Annotated in this window: 17 protein-coding genes; 8 read left to right on the forward strand and 9 right to left on the reverse strand. The window is 76.6% G+C overall.

Annotated elements, in window-relative coordinates:
• The first annotated feature begins 76 nt into the window (after window positions 1-76).
• The 3 genes from ACI79F_RS18375 to ACI79F_RS18385 all read left to right on the forward strand — a co-directional run bounded on the left by ACI79F_RS18375 (window position 77) and on the right by ACI79F_RS18385 (window position 2,148).
• Entirely contained in the window at window positions 77-502 is a 426-nt protein-coding gene (locus tag ACI79F_RS18375; protein ID WP_456547612.1) for a DUF1810 domain-containing protein, read from the forward strand.
• Between the two features lie 51 nt (window positions 503-553).
• Entirely contained in the window at window positions 554-1,594 is a 1,041-nt protein-coding gene (locus tag ACI79F_RS18380) for a glutathione S-transferase family protein (protein WP_456547613.1), read from the forward strand.
• A 113-nt stretch (window positions 1,595-1,707) separates the two neighbouring features.
• Window positions 1,708-2,148 carry a hypothetical protein gene (locus ACI79F_RS18385; protein ID WP_456547614.1) on the forward strand — a complete coding sequence of 147 codons (441 nt, stop codon included), beginning with the start codon at window positions 1,708-1,710 and terminating at the stop codon, window positions 2,146-2,148.
• Between the two features lie 13 nt (window positions 2,149-2,161).
• On the opposite strand, the gene ACI79F_RS18390 is transcribed toward ACI79F_RS18385, so the two are convergent.
• The 3 genes from ACI79F_RS18390 to ACI79F_RS18400 all read right to left on the reverse strand — a co-directional run bounded on the left by ACI79F_RS18390 (window position 2,162) and on the right by ACI79F_RS18400 (window position 6,551).
• The gene (locus ACI79F_RS18390) at window positions 2,162-2,419 is read right to left on the reverse strand and encodes a hypothetical protein (protein WP_456547615.1); all 258 of its coding nucleotides are present in this window, start codon (window positions 2,417-2,419) and stop codon (window positions 2,162-2,164) included.
• Window positions 2,420-3,146: 727 nt separating this feature from the next.
• The gene (locus tag ACI79F_RS18395) at window positions 3,147-5,744 is read right to left on the reverse strand and encodes a hypothetical protein (RefSeq protein ID WP_456578930.1); all 2,598 of its coding nucleotides are present in this window, start codon (window positions 5,742-5,744) and stop codon (window positions 3,147-3,149) included.
• Between the two features lie 72 nt (window positions 5,745-5,816).
• Window positions 5,817-6,551, reverse strand: a complete 735-nt coding sequence (locus tag ACI79F_RS18400; RefSeq protein ID WP_456547240.1) for an alanyl-tRNA editing protein — start codon at window positions 6,549-6,551, stop codon at window positions 5,817-5,819.
• Between the two features lie 18 nt (window positions 6,552-6,569).
• Between ACI79F_RS18400 and ACI79F_RS18405 the strand changes: the two genes are divergently transcribed.
• Window positions 6,570-7,232, forward strand: a complete 663-nt coding sequence (locus ACI79F_RS18405; RefSeq protein WP_456547241.1) for a nucleoside/nucleotide kinase family protein — start codon at window positions 6,570-6,572, stop codon at window positions 7,230-7,232.
• Between the two features lie 113 nt (window positions 7,233-7,345).
• Window positions 7,346-7,972, forward strand: a complete 627-nt coding sequence (locus tag ACI79F_RS18410) for an antibiotic biosynthesis monooxygenase (protein WP_456547242.1) — start codon at window positions 7,346-7,348, stop codon at window positions 7,970-7,972.
• 60 nt (window positions 7,973-8,032) lie between these two features.
• Here ACI79F_RS18410 and ACI79F_RS18415 read toward each other — a convergent pair whose 3' ends face one another.
• The 4 genes from ACI79F_RS18415 to ACI79F_RS18430 form a co-directional block, all read right to left on the reverse strand.
• Entirely contained in the window at window positions 8,033-9,109 is a 1,077-nt protein-coding gene (locus tag ACI79F_RS18415; protein WP_456547243.1) for an acyl-CoA dehydrogenase family protein, read from the reverse strand.
• Window positions 9,109-10,272 (reverse strand): acyl-CoA dehydrogenase family protein, encoded by a 1,164-nt coding sequence (locus ACI79F_RS18420; protein WP_456547244.1) that lies wholly within the window; start codon window positions 10,270-10,272, stop codon window positions 9,109-9,111. Before ACI79F_RS18420 ends, ACI79F_RS18415 begins: the two co-directional genes overlap by 1 nt.
• Before the next feature lie 85 nt (window positions 10,273-10,357).
• Window positions 10,358-12,643: a SpoIIE family protein phosphatase gene (locus tag ACI79F_RS18425; protein ID WP_456547245.1), complete on the reverse strand. Its 2,286-nt coding sequence runs from the start codon at window positions 12,641-12,643 to the stop codon at window positions 10,358-10,360.
• Window positions 12,640-13,452, reverse strand: a complete 813-nt coding sequence (locus ACI79F_RS18430; protein ID WP_456547246.1) for an alpha/beta fold hydrolase — start codon at window positions 13,450-13,452, stop codon at window positions 12,640-12,642. Before ACI79F_RS18430 ends, ACI79F_RS18425 begins: the two co-directional genes overlap by 4 nt.
• A 154-nt stretch (window positions 13,453-13,606) precedes the next feature.
• Between ACI79F_RS18430 and ACI79F_RS18435 the strand changes: the two genes are divergently transcribed.
• From ACI79F_RS18435 to ACI79F_RS18445, 3 genes are all read left to right on the forward strand, one after another.
• Window positions 13,607-14,356, forward strand: coding sequence for a hemerythrin domain-containing protein (locus ACI79F_RS18435; RefSeq protein ID WP_456547247.1), 750 nt, complete (start codon window positions 13,607-13,609; stop codon window positions 14,354-14,356).
• 355 nt (window positions 14,357-14,711) lie between these two features.
• Window positions 14,712-15,344 carry an alpha/beta fold hydrolase gene (locus ACI79F_RS18440; RefSeq protein ID WP_456547248.1) on the forward strand — a complete coding sequence of 211 codons (633 nt, stop codon included), beginning with the start codon at window positions 14,712-14,714 and terminating at the stop codon, window positions 15,342-15,344.
• Between the two features lie 73 nt (window positions 15,345-15,417).
• Window positions 15,418-17,721: a HelD family protein gene (locus ACI79F_RS18445; protein ID WP_456547249.1), complete on the forward strand. Its 2,304-nt coding sequence runs from the start codon at window positions 15,418-15,420 to the stop codon at window positions 17,719-17,721.
• A gap of 115 nt (window positions 17,722-17,836) precedes the next feature.
• Here ACI79F_RS18445 and ACI79F_RS18450 read toward each other — a convergent pair whose 3' ends face one another.
• The gene (locus ACI79F_RS18450) at window positions 17,837-18,547 is read right to left on the reverse strand and encodes a hypothetical protein (RefSeq protein ID WP_456547250.1); all 711 of its coding nucleotides are present in this window, start codon (window positions 18,545-18,547) and stop codon (window positions 17,837-17,839) included.
• A gap of 201 nt (window positions 18,548-18,748) precedes the next feature.
• Window positions 18,749-19,480: a hypothetical protein gene (locus ACI79F_RS18455; RefSeq protein WP_456547251.1), complete on the reverse strand. Its 732-nt coding sequence runs from the start codon at window positions 19,478-19,480 to the stop codon at window positions 18,749-18,751.
• Window positions 19,481-19,640 lie beyond the last annotated feature (160 nt).

The following is a 19,640-nucleotide window of genomic DNA, read 5'->3' on the forward strand; positions in this document are numbered from 1 at the left end:
TGCTCGCCGGGGTGGGCAGAGCACACCGAGTGTGGGAGGCAGGTTGCCCTCCCCGGCGGCGGGCATGGAGCGGCGGGTGAACGACCCCTTCGACCTGCAGCGGTTCGTCGACGCCCAGGAGGACGGCGGCACCTACGGGCACGCGCTGGCCGAGCTGCGCGCCGGCGCCAAGCGCAGCCACTGGATGTGGTTCGTCTTCCCGCAGCTCGCCGGGCTGGGCCGCAGCCCGACGGCGCAGCTGTACGCGGTCTCCGGGCTGCCCGAGGCACAGGCCTACCTCGACCACCCGGTGCTCGGGCCGCGGCTGGTCGAGTGCGCGCAGGCGCTGCTGGACCTGGCCACCACCGACCCGGTGCGGGTCCTCGGCCCGGTCGACGCGGTCAAGCTGCGCTCGTCGATGACGCTGTTCGAGCGCGCCGAGCCCGAGGCGGCGGTGTTCGGCGCGGTGCTGGACCGGTTCTTCGCCGGCGAGCGGGACCCGGCGACCACCGCCCGGCTCTGACCGGCCGGGGTACGGCGCGCGGGCGGACCCGGTCTCGGCCAGGGTGGACCCGTGAGCGAGGACAGCAACGGATCGGGCTACGTCGAGCAGGGCCGGGAGTACTCCCGCGACACGAACTACATCACCGACCGGATCACCGCCGACGGCTCGAGTGGTTGGCCGGTGGAGCCGGGCCGTTACCGACTGGTCGTCGCGCGCGCGTGCCCGTGGGCGAACCGCTCGACGATCGTGCGGCGGCTGCTGGGTCTGGAGCCGGTGCTGTCGATGGGCATCTGCGGCCCGGTGCACGACGAGCGCAGCTGGACGTTCGACCTCGACCCGGGCGGCCGGGACCCGGTGCTGGGCTACGAGCGGCTGCAGGAGGCGTTCTTCGCCCGGGACCCGCAGTACTCCCGTGGCATCACGGTGCCGGCGATGGTCGACGTCCCCACCAAGGCGGTGGTCACCAACGACTTCGCGCAGATCACCCTGGACCTGTCCACCGAGTGGACGAAGTACCACCGGGACGGCGCCCCCGACCTCTACCCCGAGCACCTGCGCGACGAGATGACCGACGTCATGCAGCGGATCTACACCGAGGTCAACAACGGCGTGTACCGCTGCGGCTTCGCCGGGTCCCAGCGGGCCTACGACAAGGCGTACTCGCGGCTGTTCACCGCGCTGGACTGGCTGTCGGAGCGGCTGGCGGACCGGCGCTACCTGATGGGCGACACGATCACCGAGGCCGACGTCCGGCTGTTCACCACGCTGGCCCGGTTCGACGCCGTCTACCACGGCCACTTCAAGTGCAACCGGCAGAAGCTGTCGGAGATGCCGGTGCTGTGGGCCTACGCGCGCGACCTGTTCCAGACGCCCGGGTTCGGGGACACCACGGACTTCCCGCAGATCAAGGAGCACTACTACGTCGTCCACGCGGACATCAACCCGACCAAGGTCGTCCCGATGGGGCCGGACACGTCGAACTGGCTGACCCCGCACGGGCGCGAGGACCTGGGCGGGTCCCCGTTCGGCGACGGGACGCCGCCGGGCCCGGTCGCGGCGGGCGAGGAGGTCCCGGCCGACCACGGGCCGGGGGGCATCGGTCACCGCTGAAGCCTCGAGGCGCGGAACGGCCCGCGCGGCGGCGAACCGTCCGCTGTGGACGGCGGCATCGCCTGTGGACGACGGAGGGGTTCCTGTCGCGCCCCGCTGCGAGGGTGCCCGGCATGACCGCGATCCCCCGCCCTGACGTCCCCGTCCGCTCGACGCCCGCGCTGCCCCGCCGGTGGCGGGAGCTGCTCGGCCCGCCGCTGTTCCCCGTCCGCAGCCTGTGGCTCGTCTGGCTCGGGCCCGACGGGCGCATGCTCGACCTCGTCATGCCGCTCGACGACGTGCCGGCGGTGCCGGATCGGCGGGTGACGGCGGGGATCGTGGCGCTGCACGACGCCGTCGCCGCGACCCGGCCGGGCCGGGCCGCGCACCTGGCGTTGTGCCTGTGCCGGCCCGGCGGTCCGGCGGCCACCGGCGCCGACGACGGGTGGAGCGCAGAGCTGCGGGACGTGCTGGACGAGCAGCTGGACGCCACCTGGAGCCTCCACCTGGCCGCCGACGGCGAGGCGCGCCCGCTGGTGCAGCCGCCGGACCGGATGTGGGCGGAGGCGTCGTGACCGGGGGGCGGGGTCAGTCCCCGCCGCCTCCCCCGCCGCCGTCACCGCCGCCGGCACCCGAGTCGGCGCCCGAGTCGGCGCCGCCGTCGTAGCCGTCGTGGTGCCGCGAGGGGCCGGAGTCGTAGCTGCTGCCCCAGTAGCCGCCCGAGTCCCCGCTGCCGCGGTCGATCCGGCGCCCGCGGGGGCGCCGGGACGCGTTGACGTTGCGGGTCGTGGCCAGGACGACCCCGGCCAGGACGGCGAGCAGCACGACGAGGAGCAGCCACTTCATGCCCGTCACTCTCGTGGAGACGGGTCGCCCGCGGCGAGTCCTGCGGCTCCGGGCACGTCAGTCGCCGCCGCCTCCACCGCGGTCGGCCGCCACCTCCCTCGGGAAGAACTGCTGTCCGAGGAGCTGCCGGAGTCCGACGGCCGCCCGAGTCCCACGAGCTGCCGCCGTCCCAGGACCCGCCACCGTCGCCGCTCCGGGCGGCGGTCCGGAGCGGGCTCGTCCAGGTCCCGGCCTCCGGGTCGTGGCCGGCGCCGGTGCGCCGCGGCCCCCACGCGCCCGCCAGACGCGCGCCGAGCAGGACGAGTGCGACCACGAGCGCGACGAAGACGACGGTGAACGGCACGGCGGTCACCGTGCCGCCCGGGGCGGCGCCTGCCCAGGGCGCGCGCCCGCTCGAGATGGGGTGAATCCGGCCGGGGCGGAGAGGTCGGGAGTCACTGGGACGCCGCATCGTCCGTGGTGCGTGACTCCAGCCCCCGTTACCTCCCCGCCTCGTGCCGCCAGCCCGCCCCGGGGGACCGACTGAGGGCACGACCGGTGTCAGCGGCCGGCCGGTGCGTCGCTCGCGGAGGAGAGCCGACGTCCCGGACCGGTCGGTTACGGACAGCCGGTCAGGCGGGCAGCGTCATGAGGACCTCCTCCGGGAGCGCGCAGTCCGCGCTCCTCCGGCCGTGTCGCTGGCGGGCCCGCGGTCGGCGGGCGGGGCCGGGCACGGCCGGGAGGAGGGTCAGTCGGGCGAGGTGCCCGGGCCATCGAGCAGCCCGCCGGCCGTTCCGGCCGGGGAGGAGTCGACGGGCAGGGTCCCGCTCCCCGGCATGGGGAGGACGGGCACGGGAGCCGCGTCGGGAGACGCGTGCGAGGAGCCGGACGACGAGGAGGAGCTCGTCGAGGACGACGACGTGGGCGCCGGTGCCGGCGGCCGCGGGGCTGCCGGGGAGCTCGGCGTGGTGGTCTGCTGCGGCCGGGAGGCGTTGCCCGAGGCGACGGTGCGCGCTCCGCCCGTCGCCGCCGGCCGGGGGGCCGCGGCGGCGATCAGATCCGGCACGGCGGCGGCGGAGGCGCTTCCCGCCGCGAGGGCCGAGACGTCGCCGGCCCCGGTGTCTGCGGTCGGCGGGACCGGAGGCGCCGCCGCGGGCACGCCGTCCGATCCGGGCTGCAGGACCGGGGACAGCGGCGGGACGACCGGCGCGACCGCGTCGACGACCGGCTGCAGCACCGGCGCGAGGACCTCGGTGACCGGCGCCAGCGGTGCGATGACCGGGATGAGGACCGGGGCGAGCACGCCGGCGACGGGAGCGACGACGTTCACCACCGGGGCGACGACCGGAGCGACCGCGTCGACGACGGGGGCGACGGCCTCGACCACCGGCGCCAGGACCTCGACCACCGGAGTCACGACCGGGACGACCACCTCGACCACCGGCTCGAGCACCGGGACGACCGGCGTGGCGACGGGAACGACCGTCTCCACCACCGGCTCGAGCACCGAGACGACCGGCGTGACGACCGGCGCGAGCACGTCGACCGGGGCCACGACCTGAGTCACGGGCGTCAGGGCGGGCGGCAGGACCTCCACGACAGGCGCCACGACATCCACCACGGGGGCCTCAACTGGAGGCACGGCGTCAACCACAGGTGCGAGGGTCTCGGCCACCGGCGCCAGGACCTCGACCACGGGAGGCGCGATCACCTCGACCACCGGCGTCACCAAGTCGACAACCGGCTGGAGCACCGGCGCGGCCACCTCGGCCACCGGCTCGACGACCGGCACGACCGCGTCCACCACCGGCGCCCCGACCTCCGCCACCGGCGCCACGACCGGCTCCAGCACCGGCGCGGCCACCTCGGCCACCGTCTCCACGACCGGCGGCACCACGGCGACGACCGGCTCGAGAACAGGCGCGGCCACCTCGGCCACCGACTCGACGACCGGCAGGACCCCGTCGACCACCGGCGCCCCGACCTCCGCCACCGGCGCCACGACCGGCTCCAGCACCGGCGCGGCCACCTCGGCCACCGTCTCCACGACCGGCGGCACCACGGCGACGACCGGCTCGAGAACAGGCGCGGCCACCTCGGCCACCGACTCGACAACCGGCAGGACCCCGTCGACCACCGGCGCCACGACCTCCGCCACCGGCACCACGACCGGCTCGAGCACCTCGGCCACCGTGTCCACGACCGGCGGCACCACATCGACTACCGGCTCGAGAACCGGCGCGGCCACCTCGGCCACCGGCTCGACCACCGGCGGCACCACGGCGACGACCGGCTCCACCACCGGAGCGGCCACCGGCTCGACGACCGGCACGACCGCGTCGACCACCGGCGGCACCACGGCGACGACCGGCTCCACCACCGGAGCGGCCACCGGCTCGACGACCGGCACGACCGCGTCGACCACCGGCGCCACGACCTCCCCCACCGGCGCCACGACCGGCTCCAGCACCGGCGCGGCCACCTCGGCCACCGTCTCCACGACCGGCGTCACCACGGCGACGACCGGCTCGACCACCGGAGCGGCGACCTCCGATACCGGCTCGACGGCGGGCTCGACGACCTCCGCCACGGGCGCCGTCACCGGGGTGAGCGTGTCCACCGCGGGCTCCACGACCGAGGCGACCGGCTCGACCGCCGGTGCCACGACAGGTTCCACGACCTCCATCACCGGCTCGGCCGCGGGGGTCACCGACGACTCGACCACCGTCGTGGCGACCTCGGCCGCCGGCGCGATGGCCGGCTCTACGGCCTCGGTCAGCGGCTCGACGGTCTCGTCGACCGGAGCCACCGTCTCGGCCACGGGCTCCGCCGCCGCGACCACCGGCGCCAGGACCTGCGTCACCGGGGCGGGGGCGGGCTCCGGCTCGGGAACGACGACCGGCTCCGATTCCGGAGCCACGACCGGTTCCGGCGCCGGGACGGGGTCCGGCTCCGGGAGGACCACGGGCGCCGGCTCGGGGGCGGGCGCCGGCTCGGGGGCGAGCGCCGGCTCGGGGACGGGCTCGGGAGCGGGCTGCAGCACCAATTCCGCCACCGGCTCGACCGGCTCCGCCGCCGGCTCCACCACCGGCGCCGCGGCCTGCACCGGAGCGGCCAGTTCGTCACCCGTGGCGGCGACCGGTCCCAGCAGCCCGCCGTCGTCCGCGCGAGCGGTGGAGGACAGCCCCACTCCCGCGACCACCAGCGCTCCGAGGAAGCCGACGAGCAGCAGCAGCCGGACCACCCACGGCTCCAGGGCGCTCGCCGGCGCGGCGCCGTCCGGGTCGCAGGCGGGCGCGGCGGACGGGCGCTGCCGTCCTGCGCGCGCGACCTGACCCCGGCTCATCGGCGCGGGTATGCCCGGGATGCGGTCGCGCGATACGCGTTCGGCCGGGCGAATTACACGGCCCCCGGCGTGTCAGACGATCCGCACGCGCAGCCGCCGGAACCCGCGACCCTTGTTCTCCATCTTCGTCACCTCGACCCGGCCCACCATCGCCGTCGACGCGACGTGCGTGCCGCCGTCGGCCTGGGTGTCCAGCCCGACAATGTCGACGATGCGCACCACCTCGATGTCGGGCGGCAGCAGGTTGGTCGCCGTCCGGATGATGTCCGGGATGGCGAACGCCTCCTCGCGCGGCAGGCTGCGCACCTCGATCGGGCGGTCGGCCGCGATCTCGGCGTTGACCGCCTCGGCGACCCGCTCCTTGAAGTCGCCCGGGACCTCGGCCAGGTCGAAGTCCATCCGCGCCGTCAGCGGTTCCATGTTGCCGCCGGTGACCAGCGCGCCGTAGTCGCGGAACACCACGCCGGTGAGCACGTGCAGCCCCGAGTGGGTGCGCATCAGGGCGGTCCGCCGCTCGTCGTCCAGCGCACCCCGGACGGCCGTCCCGACGGGCGGCACCGGGTCGCCCTCGGCCGGCACCAGGTACAGCTCGTCGCCGGTCCGTGTGCCGACGATCCGGGTCCGCACGCCGCCCCAGAGCAGCACCCCCTCGTCCGGCGGCTGCCCGCCCCCGCCCGGGTAGAACGCCGACCGGTCCAGCACGACGCCGCGCTCGGGGTCGACGCCGACGACGGTCGCCTCCCACTCGCGCACCGTGGCGTCGGCGAGGTCGAGGCGGTGGGTGTGGCCGTGCCGGTCTGCGCTCACGCCTGCATGCTGCCCTGCGTGCCGCCTCCTCCGCCGCCCCCCGATCTCGACGCCCTGGTCGCCCGCGCCGCCGCCCTGACCAAGCGGCGGCCGCGGGTGCTGCTGGGCATCGCCGGGGCGCCGGCCGCCGGCAAGTCCACGCTCGCCGCCTGGCTCGTCGACCGGCTGAACGCCCGCAAGCTCCCGGCCGTCGGCGTCCCGATGGACGGCTTCCACCTGGCCGACGCCGCCCTCGACGCGCTCGGCCGCCGCGACCGCAAGGGCGCCGTCGACACCTTCGACGGGTACGGCTACCTCGCCCTGCTCCGCCGCCTGCGGGCCGAGCAGGAGACGACGGTCTACGCGCCGGCCTTCGAGCGCGACCTCGAGCAGCCCGTCGCCGGCAGCATCGCCGTGCCGCCGGGCACCCGCGTCGTCGTCTCCGAGGGGAACTACCTGCTCCTCGAGGAGCCCCCGTGGCCCGAGGTGTGGGCCGCGTTCGACGAGGTCTGGTACGTCGGCCTGGACGACGCCCCCCGCCGGGAGCGGCTGCTCGACCGGCACGTGCGCTTCGGCAAGTCCCCGGACGCCGCTCGCGCGTGGGTGGACGCCGTCGACGAGCCCAACGCCCGCCTCATCGAGGCCGCCGCCGGCCGCGCCGACCTGTCCGTCGACGTCAGCGGCTGCGACCTCCGCACCTGATCGGCGCGCCCGGCAACAGGGACCGACGTCCCTGTCCGCCCCTGGACCGCGCGAGGACGGTGGGCCGCGCGGCGGTGCCGCCCGGGCGCTGCCGGCTCGAGGGGAGGCGCGGCATGTACGCACGGACCACGACGGTGACGGGCGACCCGAGCAAGGTGGACCAGGCGATCGGCCACATCAAGGACACCGTGATGCCGGCGGTCCTGGACATGACCGGCTGCGTGGGCCTGTCGATGCTGGTCGACCGCGAGTCCGGCCGGGGCATCGTCACCACGGCCTGGGAGGACGAGGCGGCCATGGCGGCCAGCCGCGAGAGCGTGATGGCCATGCGCGAGCGGGCCCGCGAGGTCATGGGCGGCGACGGCCCGATGGACGTGCAGGAGTGGGAGATCGCCGTCATGCACCGCAGGCACGAGGCCCCCGAGGGCGCCTGTACCCGCGTGGTGTGGAGCAAGGCCGACCCCGGGCACGTCGAGCAGGTCCTGGACGCCTACCGGATGACCCTCGTACCGCAGCTCGAGGACCTGCCCGGCTTCTGCAGCGTCAGCCTGATGATCGACCGCGAGCGGGGACGCGCGGCCTCGGCGGTCACCTTCGACGACCGCGCCTCGATGGAGGCCAGCCGCGAGGACGCCAAGCGGATGCGCGACACGTTCGTCTCCGCGATGGAGGTCAGCATCACCGACATGGCGGAGTTCGAGCTCGCCGTCGCCCACCTGCGCGTGCCCGAGATGGCCTGACCCGCGGCCGCGGCCGGCGTCTCCCCGAGACGCCGGCCGGACCACGCCGCCCGGCCCGGCTCAGCCCAACCGGGTGAGCGCCGGCCACAACCCGTCGCCGCCGCCGGCCACCAGACCCGCGCCAAGGAACCGCGACCAGGTCGCCTCCCCGCCGGCCTCGTCGCGCCACGACCAGCAGCGCCGGGTGAGGTGGTGCAGCCGGTGCTCCTGGGTGAAGCCGATCGCGCCGTGCACCTGGTGCGCCAGCCGCGCCACCACCTCCACGGCCGCCCCGGCCCGGACCTTCGCCGCCGCCGCGAGCAGCGGCAGCTCGGCCGCCCCGCGGTCCAGGCCCTGCACCGCCGCGTCCACGATCGCCGTCACCGCGGTCACCTCGCCGGCCATCTCCGCCAGCTCCATCTGGATCGCCTGGAACTTCGCCAGCGGGCGGCCGAACTGGACCCGCTCGCCGGCGTACTGCACCGTCCAGGCCAGCACCTGCTCCAGCGCCGCGGCCAGCTGCACCGACCGGGCCAGCGCGTAGCGGGCGCGGAACGCGTCGGCCTGCTCCGGGCGCAGCAGCGCGCCCGACGCGGCCACGCCGTCCAGCACCAGCGACCCGCGCGGCTCGCCGGCCAGGTTCACCGCCTGCGTCGCCGCCAGCCCGGACACGTCGACCAGCGCGAGCACCGCCCCCTCGATCCCCGCGGGCGCGGCGGCCAGCACGGCGAGGTGCCCGGCGACCCCGGCCCAGGGGACGTCGGTGGCCGTGCCGGTGAGCGTCCACCGGCCGGGGCCGTCGCCGTCGTCGGACGGCTCGGCCGTGACCGCGGGCGCCACCGCGACCGTGAGCGGCCGGTCCGGGGCGGGCAGGTCCAGGTCCGCGGCGAGCACCGCCGGCGCGGCGACGAGCAGCTGCTCGGCGACCGGGACGGCGGCGGCGCCGGCGGCCAGCGTGCGCACGATGGCCACCGCGTCGGCCAGCTCGCCACCCGACCCGCCGGCCTCCTCCGGGATGCCGACCCCGGTCAGCCCGGCCTCGGCCAGCGCGCTCCACAGCCCGGCGTCCCAGGGCCGGTCGGCGGTGAGCACGAAGGGCTCGAACGAGCCGAGGATGTCCCGGACGGTCTCGACCACCAGGTCCTGGTCCGATGCCATCAGCGCAGCCCCAATCCGCGAGCGACGATCCCACGCAGGATCTCGTTGGTGCCCCCGCGCAGCGTGTAGCCCGGCGCGTGCAGCTGCGCCTCGGCCAGCGCCCGGCCCAGCGGATCCGGCGAGTCCAGCGACGCCGGCACGTCGACCACCCGGCGCACCTCGTCCACCACGTCGGCCTCGAACGTCGTGCCCACGTCCTTCACCAGCGCCGCGGGGATGTTCGGCAGCTCGCCGCGGTCCAGCGCCGCCGCGATCCGCAGCGACAGCTGCCGCAGCGCCAGCAGCCGCGCCGACAACCGGCCCAACGTCGCCAACTGCGCCGGATCCTGCGACTGCGCCGCCCGGCGGGCGAACTCGGCCAGCAGCGGATAGGTGGACAGGAACCGCTCCGGGCCGGACCGCTCGAACGCCAGCTCGGCGGTCACCTGGTGCCAGCCCGCCCCTTCCTCGCCCAGCAACATGTCGCCGGGCACCACCACGTCGTCGAACACCACCTCGTTGAAGTGGTGCCCGCCGTCCAGGATCCGGATCGGGTTGATGCTGATCCCCGGCAGCGACAGGTCCACCAGCAGCTGGCTGAGCCCCGCGTGCCGGTTCGCCGGATCCGCCGGCGACGTCCGGACCAGCACGATCCCGTAGTGCGAGTGGTGGGCGTTCGACGTCCACACCTTCGCCCCCGACACCACCCAGTCCCCGTTGGCGTCCCGCGTGGCCTTCGTGCGGATCGAGGCCAGGTCCGAACCCGAGTCCGGCTCGGACATGCCGATCACGAAGAAGCACTCCCCCGCCGCGATCTTCGGCAGGATCGCCTGCCGCTGCGCCTCGGTGCCATACCGCAGCAGGTTCGGCCCGGACTGCCGGTCGGCGATCCAGTGCGCCGCCACCGGCGCCCCCGCGGCCAGCAGCTCCTCGGTCACCGCGTACCGCTCCATCGCCGACCGCTCGTGCCCGCCGTACTCCTTCGGCCAGGTCATCCCCAGCCAGCCCCGCTCCCCCAGCTTCTTCGAGAACGCCGGGTCCACCCCCGACAGCCAGGTGTCCACGTGCGTGCTGAAGGTGCCGGCGGCGAGCTCCGCGGCCAGGAACTCCCGCACCTCCGCCCGCACCCGCTCGGCCGCCTCGGACGGCGGCGCGGGCGCCAGGGTCAGTGCACTGCTCGTCATCGTCGCCGGCTCCCCACCTCGCTGTGGCCTGTCGGTCCCGGTTCTACCTGCCCGCGGCGCGCGGCACCCGCCGAGGGGGTCGGCCTCACACCCGGGCGATCGCCAGCAGCGCGACGTCGTCCGCCCGGTGCTCCCCGGTGAGCTCGGCCAGCAGCCGGTCGCACAGCTCGTCGGGCCCGGCGGCGCGGGCGGCGGCGGCGACCCGCAGCAGCGCGGCCAGGCCCTCGTCGATGTCGGCGCTGCGGCTCTCCACCAGGCCGTCGGTGAACAGCACCAGGGTGGCGCCCACCGGTAGCACCCCCGACCACTCCGCGGCGGGCGCGGGCGGGGCGCCGAGCATCCGGCTGGGGCGGACGTCGAGGTACTCCGCGCCGGCCGCGGTCACCACCAGCGGGCTGAGGTGCCCGGCCGACGCCAGCCGCAGCCGGCCGGTGGCCGGGTCCAGCGAGCCGAACAGCGCCGTCGCCATCCGCGTCAGCCCGAGCAGCGACCACCCGGCCTGGAACCGGTCGATGACCGCGCTGGGGCCCGGCCGGTCGGCCAGCAGCACCCGGTGGACGCTGCGCAGCTGACCCATCACCGCCGCGGCGGTGATGTCGTGCCCGACGACGTCGCCGACCGCCAGCGCCACCCCGCCGCCGGTCGCCAGCGGCACGACGTCGTAGAAGTCGCCGCCGACGTCGGCGCCGCGGCTGGCCGCCACGTACCGGACCGCCACCGACAGCCCGGGCACCGGCGGGGGCGCCGGCGGCAGCAGGTTGGCCTGCAGCGTGTGCGAGGTCCGGGTCTCCATCTCCAGCCGCTGCGCCTTGTCCACCACCTGCGAGACCTGCAGCGCCAGCTGCTCGGCCACCTCCACGTCGGCGGCGGTGAAGGCCCGCCGTCCCCCCGCCGACAGCGTCAGCACGCCGAGCAGGCGCCCCCCGACCACCAGCGGGACGGCGACCAGGCTGGTCGTGCGCAGTTCCCGCATCACCGCCAGGTGCCGCTCGTCGCGGGCGACCTGCTGCATCCACGCGTCGTCGGCGTCGCGCACCCACACCGTCCGCATCCGCTCGGCGGCCCGGACGGTCGGGTGCGGCGCCCCCGCCATCGGCAGGTGGACCTCCCGCAGCCGGTCGGCCAGGTGCTGGCGCTGCGGGTCGGCGTGCCGCGCCGCCGGGCGGGCGAAGCCGTGCTCGGTGACCAGGTCGATGACGCACAGGTCGGCCAGCCGGGGGACGGCGAGCTCGACCAGCCGCTCCACGGTCTCGGTGACGCCGCCTGCGGCCGACATGAGCCGGGCCGCGTCCAGCAGGAAGGCCGAGCGGGCCGCCTGCCGCGCCGTCTCCTCGTGCAGCCACACCCGCTCCAGCGCCTGCCCGGCCTGGCGGCCCACGGTGCGCAGCAGGTCGGCGTCGGCCGGCGCGAGGTCCGCGGGCACCCCGGGCTCGGTGAGGCTGATCAGCTCGCCGTCGCCCGCGACCCCCTGGACCAGCACCAGGGCGCCGCGCTGGCGGCCGTCGGCGGTCACCGGCACGAGGACCAGCGCGTCCGCCCGGTCGGCGGCCATGGCGGCGGCCAGCTCGGGCTCGGCCTCCTCCATCTCCGGCCCCAGCGGCACCACGCGGACCCCGCCGGGTCGCAGCAGCCGCGGCCCCCACGAGCCGGCGCTCTCCAGCGCGGCCCGCAGCCGGGGCGAGAGGCCCGACTCGGCGACGAGCTGCAGCGGCAGCCGGCCGGCGCCTCCGCCGGTCCCCGCCGCCCCGGCGCCGGCGGCTCCCGGCTCGCCGGACACCAGCCAGACCGCGCCGGCGGCCGCGCGCACCGCCGCCCGGCCGCGCTCGACCAGCACCTCGGCGACGTCCGGCACCGACACCGCCGCCGCCAGGTCGGAGACCACCTGGTGCAGCGTCCGCGACCGCGTCTCCGACTCCGCCGCGGTGCGCTGGGCGGTCAGCAGCGCCCGCTCGTAGCGGCGCCGCGAGGTCGCCTCGAACAGCGTGGCCCGGACCAGCAGCGGCGCCCCGGCGTCGTCCCGCAGCTCGACGGCGTTGACCAGGCAGGGCAGCAGCGTGCCGTCGGGCAGCGCCAGGTCCAGCGCCACCTCCCGCACCGCGCCCTGCATGTGCAGCAGCGGCGCCATGTGGGTCTCGTAGAAGACCCGCCCGCCGATGCTGAGCAGGTCGGGGAAGGAGGCGCCGAGCAGCTCGTCGGACTTGCGGCCGCACCACTGCGCGAAGGTCCGGTTCACCTTGACGATGCGCCCGTCGGGCAACGTCGAGAGGTACCCGCAGGGCGCGTTCTCGTACAGGTCGGCAGGGTCGTCCTCCAGCAGCCGGGCCAGCTCGGCCCGGTCGCCGGAGGTGTCGTCCACGGCCGAGGCCGTCATCGGCGCTCCGCGGGCACCGGCAGCCAGGCCCGGATCGCGGCGACCGTCTCGGCCGGGGCGCTCAGGTGCGGGCAGTGCCCGGTCGCGGCCAGCAGGACGAGGGTGCTGCCGGGCACGGCCGCGTGCACGAAGCGGCCCACCGGCTCCGGGGCGATCACGTCCTCGGCGCACTGCAGCACCAGCGTGGGGACGGCGACGGCGGGCAGGTCGGCCCGGTTGTCGGACAGGAAGGTGACCCGCGCGAACTGCCGGGCGATGGCGGGGTCGGTGCGGCAGAAGCTGTTCGCGAGCTCCTCGGTCAGCTCCGGCCGGTCGGGATTGCCCATGACCACCGGCGCCAGGGCCGCCGACCAGCCCAGGTGGTTGGCGTCCAGCGAGTCCAGCAGCGCGGCGACGTCGGCCCGGCTGAAGCCGCCGGTGTAGTCGCCGTCGTCGACGTAGCGCGGGTTGGGGCCGATCATCACCAGCGCCCCGAACAGCTCGGGGGCCTGCCGCGCCGCCAGGACGCCGATCATCGCGCTCACCGAGTGGCCGACGAGCACCACGTCGGTCAGCCCGAGCTCCCGGCAGATCGCCACCACGTCGTCGGCGTAGCCGCGCAGCGACCCGTACCGCACCGGGTCGTAGGCCGACAGGTCCGAGCCCCCGGCGCCCACGTGGTCGAACAGCACGACCCGGTGGTCGTCCTCGAACGCCGGCGCGACGTCCCGCCACATCGCCTGGTCGCAGCCGAACCCGTGCGCGAAGACCATCGGGCGCCCGCCGGGCGCCCCGCTCACACGCACGCGGTTGCGGGCGAGGACCGACACGGGCGCGAACCTACGTGACGCGGGCGCTCTTGTGGACATCCCGCCCGGCGCCGTTTCCCGGTCGAGACGGGACGCAGAGCCCTGTTCCCCGGGACACCGGCCGCCCTACCGTCCTCTGCGTCCTCAGTCGTTCCGGAACACATCGAGGTGTGCCATGACCGCCGCCGCGGTCCTCCCCCGCTCCCTGCCGCAGACCGCTGCCCAGCCCCCGGCCGCCCTCTCCGTTCCGTCCTCCGCGCCCGGCCGCGCCGTCGCCTCGCAGCAGGTCCTGCACCGGCTGGTGCGCCGCGAGCTGCGGCTGCTCGCCGAGCTCTCCACCTGGGCCACGGCCGACGACGCCGACCGCACCGCCGCGCTCACCGCGCACGCCGACCTGGTGGGCCGGGTGCTCCTGCAGCACCACACCACCGAGCGCGAGCTGATCTGGCCGGCCCTGCTCCGGTCGCTGCCCGCGGCCGACGCCGAGGACGCCCGGCAGCGGGTCGCCGCGTGGACCGCACGCTGCGCCCGCCTGGACCACCTGCTGCGCGACATCTCCACCGCCGCGCGGCAGTGGGCGGTCGCCGGCACCGCGCCGGCGCGGGACGCCTTCGCCATGGCCTGCCTGGTGCTCGCCGACGCCGTCGACGCGCAGATCGCCGAGGAGGAGCGGGAGCTGCTCCCGCTGCTGGCCGAGCTGCCCGCCGCGGAGTGGACGGCGATCACCGCGGCCGCCGGCTGCAGCCTGTCCCCCGGCGAGCAGCTGTACGTGCTCGGCCTGGCGCTGGAGGACGCCTGCCCCGACGAGCGGGCCCGGCTGCTCGCCGCCCTGTCGCCGGCCACCCGCCTGGCCTGGCGGCTGACCGGCCGGCGGCGGTACCGGGCGGCCGTCGTCCGGCTGCGCGGCGAGCCGCCCGCGAGGTGAGGGACGGCCTCGCTGCAGGGGCCCGCCGCGAGCCTGCGAGCGGTGGGGGGCAGGGAGGTCCTTCCTCAGTGGCGGGACGTGCCGCACTCCGAGCAGCGCTTGCGGTCCGCGCGCGTCCGGCTGGCGCAGTTCGGGCACGTCCAGGTGGCCTGCTCGACGGTGGTCGTGGTGCTCTGGAGGCTCATGGCCCCCTCCTCTCGTGCGGAGAACGGGCGCGGGTCTCGCGACCGTCACGTTCGACGCTAGGGACGCCGCGTGACGCGGAGGTGTCGTACGGGTTGCGGTCCTGGACGGGCTCGGTGAGACGGCTCACCGGCGGCCGATGAGTTCGGCCGCCGCGGCCGGTCGGACCGGCGTGACCCCCACCTTCGTGCTCGTGCCCGGCGCCGGCGGGCAGGCCTGGTACTGGCACCGGCTGGTGCCCGAGCTCGAGCGGCGCGGCGCCCCCGCGGTGGCCGTGGACCTGCCGGCCGACGACGACGCCGCCGGGCTGGCCGCCTACGCCGACGCCGTGGTCGCCGCGGCCGGGGACGCCCGGGACGTCGTCCTGGTGGCGCAGTCGATGGGCGGGCTGACCGCCCCGCTGGTGTGCGGCCGGCTGCCGGTGCGGCGCCTGGTGCTGCTCAACGCGATGGTGCCGCGGCCCGGGGAGACCGGCGGCGACTGGTGGACGGCGACCGGGCACGACGTGCCGGCCTCCGACGAGGTGTTCGTGCACGACGTGCCGGCCGAGGTGCTGGCGACGGCGCCGCCGCCGCGCGCCCAGTCCGGCCGGCCGTTCGCCGACCCGTGGCCGCTGCCCGCGTGGCCCGACGTCCCGACAGTCGCGCTGGCCGGCCGCGACGACCGCTTCTTCCCGCCGGGGTTCCAGCGGCGGGTGGCCGCCGACCGGCTGGGGCTGCCGGTGACGGAGGTGCCCGGCGGCCACCTGGCGGCGCTGTCCTACCCGGCCGAGCTCGCCGACCGCCTGGTGGCGCTCGACGGGTGAGCCGGTCCCGCGACGGGCGGCTGAGCGCGCACAATGGCGGGTCCGTCCCGAGCGAGCGACAGAGAGAAGCGCGTTGCCGTCCACCCCGTCCGACGTCGTCCCCGACCCCGAGCTGGCCACCGAGCAGGAGTACGTCACCGACCTCTACGCGCGGCTGGACGCCGCGCGCGACCTGGCCGCCCGCCGGCTGCGCCAGGCGATCACCTCGCCGGCGGTGTCCCCGCAGGACCTGCAGGAGCGCGACGCCACGGTGCGGTTCCAGTCCGAGCGCGTCACCGCGCTGGACGCGGCCGAGGCCGGCCTGGTCGTCGGCCGGATCGACCGGGCCGAGGACGGCGCCCTCTACGTCGGCCGGATCGGGCTGGCCGCCGACGACGCCGCCACCGACCCGGCGCTGGTCGACTGGCGGGCGCCGGCGGCGCGGCCGTTCTACACCGCCACCCCGGTGCACCCGCTCGGCGTCGTCCGGCGGCGGCACATCCGCACCCGGGGGCGCACCGTCGTCCGGCTGGACGACGAGGTGATCGACGTCGCCACCGCGGCCGGCACCGACGGCCTGCAGCTCACGGGGGAGGCGGCGCTGCTGGCCGCGGTCGGCGCGTCGCGCACCGGGCGGATGACCGACATCGTCCGCACGATCCAGGCCGAGCAGGACCGGATCATCCGCGCCGACGCGACCGGCGTGCTCGTCGTCCAGGGCGGGCCCGGCACCGGCAAGACCGCGGTCGCGCTGCACCGCGCGGCCTACCTGCTCTACACCCACCGGGAGCGGCTGGCCCGCCGCGGGCTGCTCGTCGTCGGGCCCACCCCGACGTTCCTGCGCTACATCGCCGACGTGCTGCCCGCCCTCGGCGAGACCGGCGTCCTGCTGTCCGGGCTCGGCCAGCTGCGGCCCGGGATCGACGCCCGCGCGGCCGAGTCGCCGGAGGCCGCCGCGGTGAAGGGCCGGCTGGAGATGGTCGAGGTGCTCGAGCGGGCGGTCGCCGGCCGCCGGATCGTGCCCGACCGGCCGCTGGAGGTCGTCGTGGACGGGACGCCGCTGCGGCTGCGCCCGGTCGACGTCGCCCGCACCGGCCGGTCGGCCCTGCGCGCCGCCCCGCTGCACAACCTGGCCCGGCCGGAGTTCGCCCGCCGCCTGGTCGACCTGCTGGCCAAGCGGTACGCCGAGCGGCTCGGCCAGGGCATCGAGGGCGGCCGCGACCTGTTCGGCCGCGAGGACCTGGCGGCGCTGCGCCGCGAGGTCGCCGAGGACGCCGGCGTGCAGGCCCTCGTGCAGCGGCTGTGGCCGCGGCTGACCCCGGAGCGGTTCCTGCGCGAGTTCTACGCCGACCAGGCCGCGATCGCCGCCGCCACCCCGGACTGGAGCGAGGCCGACCGCGCGCTGCTGCACCGCCCCGACGGGGACTGGACGCCGGCCGACGTGCCGCTGCTGGAGGAGGCCGACGAGCTGCTCGGCACCGACGACTCGGCCGAGCGCGGCCGCGCCGGCCGGGACCGACGGCGGCGGCTGGCCGAGGCCCAGGCGACGCTGGACCTGCTGCACGGCTCCCGCTCCACCGACCTGGAGGAGGGCGAGGAGGCCGAGGTGCTCAGCGCCGGCGACCTGCTCACCGCCGAGCAGCTGGCCGACCGGCAGCGCGAGCTGGACCTGCGCACCACGGCCGAGCGGGCCGCCGCCGACCGCACCTGGACCTTCGGCCACGTCGTCGTCGACGAGGCGCAGGAGCTCTCCCCCATGGCCTGGCGGCTGCTGGTGCGCCGCTGCCCGACCCGGTCGATGACCGTCGTCGGCGACGTCGCCCAGACCGGCTCGCTGGCCGGCGCCGACCGCTGGGCCGAGGTGCTCGACCCGCACGCCCGCGGGCTGTGGCGGCTGGAGGAGCTGACCGTCAACTACCGGACGCCGGCCGAGATCATGGCCGTGGCCGCCGACGTGCTGGCCGCCGGCGGCACCGGGCTCACCCCGCCGCGGTCGGTGCGCGAGGGCGGCGAGCCGCCGTGGGCGGTGCGCGTCGGCGAGGACGAGCTGCCGGACAAGGCGGCGGCCTGCGCGGCCGACCTCGCCGGGCTCGAGGGCACGCTGGCGGTGATCGCGCCGCCCAGCCGGGTGCCCGCCGTGGCCGCGGCACTGACCGCGGTGCTGCCCGGCGTCTCCTCCGGGCCGGCCGCGGACTCCGCGCTCGGGCCGGTGGTCCTCACCCCGACCGAGGCCAAGGGGCTGGAGTTCGACTCGGTGCTGGTCGTCGACCCGCAGGGCGTCCTCGACGAGGGGGTGCGCGGCGGCAACGACCTCTACGTGGCGCTGACCCGCGCCACCCAGCGGCTCGGCGTCCTCACCCCCGACGAGCTGCCCGAGGTGCTGGCCCGCCTCCGCTGAGCGCCGCCGTCCCGCGACGATCAGCCCACCTGATCGGGGAGCGTCCTCCCTCACCGTCTGCGGTGAGGGAGGACGCCGCACGATCAGGGGACCTGATCCGAGCCGGGGCCCGGGGTCAGGCGCGGGCCCAGGCCTCGTCGCGCATCCGCAGCACGATGACGCCGCACCAGGCCAGCGAGACCGCGATCAGCGCGGTGCTCAGCGAGGGCAGCCACGCGTCGCCGGCGAAGAAGACGAACACCACCCAGCCGACCAGGCCGAGCGCCACCGGCGCGAACGGGATCGCCCTGGCCCGCCACGCGGCGAACACCGCCAGGTTGGTGCCCAGGACCACGCCGAGCACGGCCGGCAGTGTGATCAGGGCGACCTGGCCGTAGCCGTCGGCCGCCTGCAGCACCCGCAGCGCGGCCTCGGTCGGCAGCTCCTCCGCCGCCGCGACGGCGTAGAAGTCGACGGCCACGATGCCGGAGAGGCCGGCGCCCAGGCCGGCGACGACCATCGCCGCGAGCGCCGTCCGCGGCACCCGGCGGCGGGCCAGGCGCACCAGCGTCAGCGCCGCCGGCAGGAGCAGCAGGTAGCCGTAGTGCAGGACGACGGCGGCCCAGAGGACGTTCGCCGTGTGCTCCACGCCGGTCCGCAGGTACGCCTCGTCGGTCTGGCTGTCGTACGGGATCATCACCAGGCTCAGGCAGACCAGCGTGCCCGACGCGACGAGCGACAGCGCCCCGCCGATCCGGCGGAACCGGCTGCCCGGCGGCACCTCGCTGAGCGGCGCCCCGGCGGGGACGTCCCGGCCGGCGGCGGCCGGGTCGGTGGAGGCGGTCATGGGCGGGTCCTCTCGGTGCGGGTGCGGGGGGCGGACCGAACCTCCCCCGCCCCGCGTCCCCGGCCCCAGGGCTCGCTGTCCCGTCCTCCCGGGCGCCGCACGCGCGAGGGCCCAGCAGCTCCGCGGCTGCCGGGCCCCCCGTGGCCCCGTCCGGAGGCTCGCCCCGAGCGTGCGAGGGGGTGAGGGGGACGGGGTCCTTCGTCAGATGCGGTCCCAGGCCTCGTCGCGCATCTTCAGCACGATCACGCCGGCCCAGGCGAGGGAGACGGCGACCAGACCGGTGCCGACCGTGGGCAGCCACGCGTCGCCCGAGAAGGCGGTGAACACCGCCCAGCCGACGACGCCGAGCACGACCGGGTAGACGGGCACCACCCGGGCCCACCAGGCCGCGACCATGGCCAGGTTGGTGCCGACCGCCAGGCCGAGGATCGCCGGCACCACGATCAGGGCGCCCTGCCCGTAGCCGCTGGCCACGTCCCAGATGTGCAGCGCCTGGTCGGCGGGCAGCTCGTTGGCCAGCGCGACGTCGTAGAAGTCGACCACGATCACCCCGGAGAGCCCGGCGCCGAGTCCGGCCAGCAGCAGCGCGGCCGTGGACAGCTTGCGCGCGCCGCGGCGGGCGACGTGCACCAGCGTCAGCGCCGCCGGCAGCAGGAGCAGGTAGCCGTAGTGCAGGACGACGGCGGCCCACAGGATGTTGCTCTGGTGGTCGACGCCGGTCTGCAGGTACTCGGCGTCGGTGTCGTTCTCGTACGGGATCATCGCCAGGCTCGCGCAGACCACCGTGCCGGAGGCCAGCAGCGACAGCCCGCCGCCGATCCGGCGGAAGCGGGTGCCCGGGCGCAGCTCCGCGCGGGAGGCGGGCGGCACGGGCGGGACGCCGGGCTGCGGCGTGCCGGTGGGCGCGGCGGGGACGGCGGGCGAGCGGGTCATCGGGGTCTCCTGAGCGGGGAGGGTGGTCGGCCGGGGTGGCCGTCCGGTTCGGCGCAGACGCTCCTGCGCCCCGCGTCCCGGCCCCCAGGGCAGCGCGTCCCCGTCCTCCGGGCGGGGGCGAGCCGCCGCGGCGTCCCCACCCGAGGGGGTGCGTGTCCCT

It is taken from the genome of Blastococcus sp. SYSU D00868 (assembly GCF_054050575.1).

Excerpts from the sequence above, each read along its gene's own strand:
- ACI79F_RS18385 (WP_456547614.1), top strand. The coding sequence starts at position 1,708 with ATGACCGCGATCCCCCGCCCTGACGTCCCCGTCCGCTCGACGCCCGCG.
- ACI79F_RS18390 (WP_456547615.1), bottom strand. The coding sequence starts at position 2,419 with ATGAAGTGGCTGCTCCTCGTCGTGCTGCTCGCCGTCCTGGCCGGGGTC.
- ACI79F_RS18395 (WP_456578930.1), bottom strand. The coding sequence starts at position 5,744 with ATGAGCCGGGGTCAGGTCGCGCGCGCAGGACGGCAGCGCCCGTCCGCC.
- ACI79F_RS18410 (WP_456547242.1), top strand. The coding sequence starts at position 7,346 with ATGTACGCACGGACCACGACGGTGACGGGCGACCCGAGCAAGGTGGAC.
- ACI79F_RS18415 (WP_456547243.1), bottom strand. The coding sequence starts at position 9,109 with ATGGCATCGGACCAGGACCTGGTGGTCGAGACCGTCCGGGACATCCTC.
- ACI79F_RS18420 (WP_456547244.1), bottom strand. The coding sequence starts at position 10,272 with ATGACGAGCAGTGCACTGACCCTGGCGCCCGCGCCGCCGTCCGAGGCG.
- ACI79F_RS18425 (WP_456547245.1), bottom strand. The coding sequence starts at position 12,643 with ATGACGGCCTCGGCCGTGGACGACACCTCCGGCGACCGGGCCGAGCTG.
- ACI79F_RS18435 (WP_456547247.1), top strand. The coding sequence starts at position 13,607 with ATGACCGCCGCCGCGGTCCTCCCCCGCTCCCTGCCGCAGACCGCTGCC.
- ACI79F_RS18450 (WP_456547250.1), bottom strand. The coding sequence starts at position 18,547 with ATGACCGCCTCCACCGACCCGGCCGCCGCCGGCCGGGACGTCCCCGCC.
- ACI79F_RS18455 (WP_456547251.1), bottom strand. The coding sequence starts at position 19,480 with ATGACCCGCTCGCCCGCCGTCCCCGCCGCGCCCACCGGCACGCCGCAG.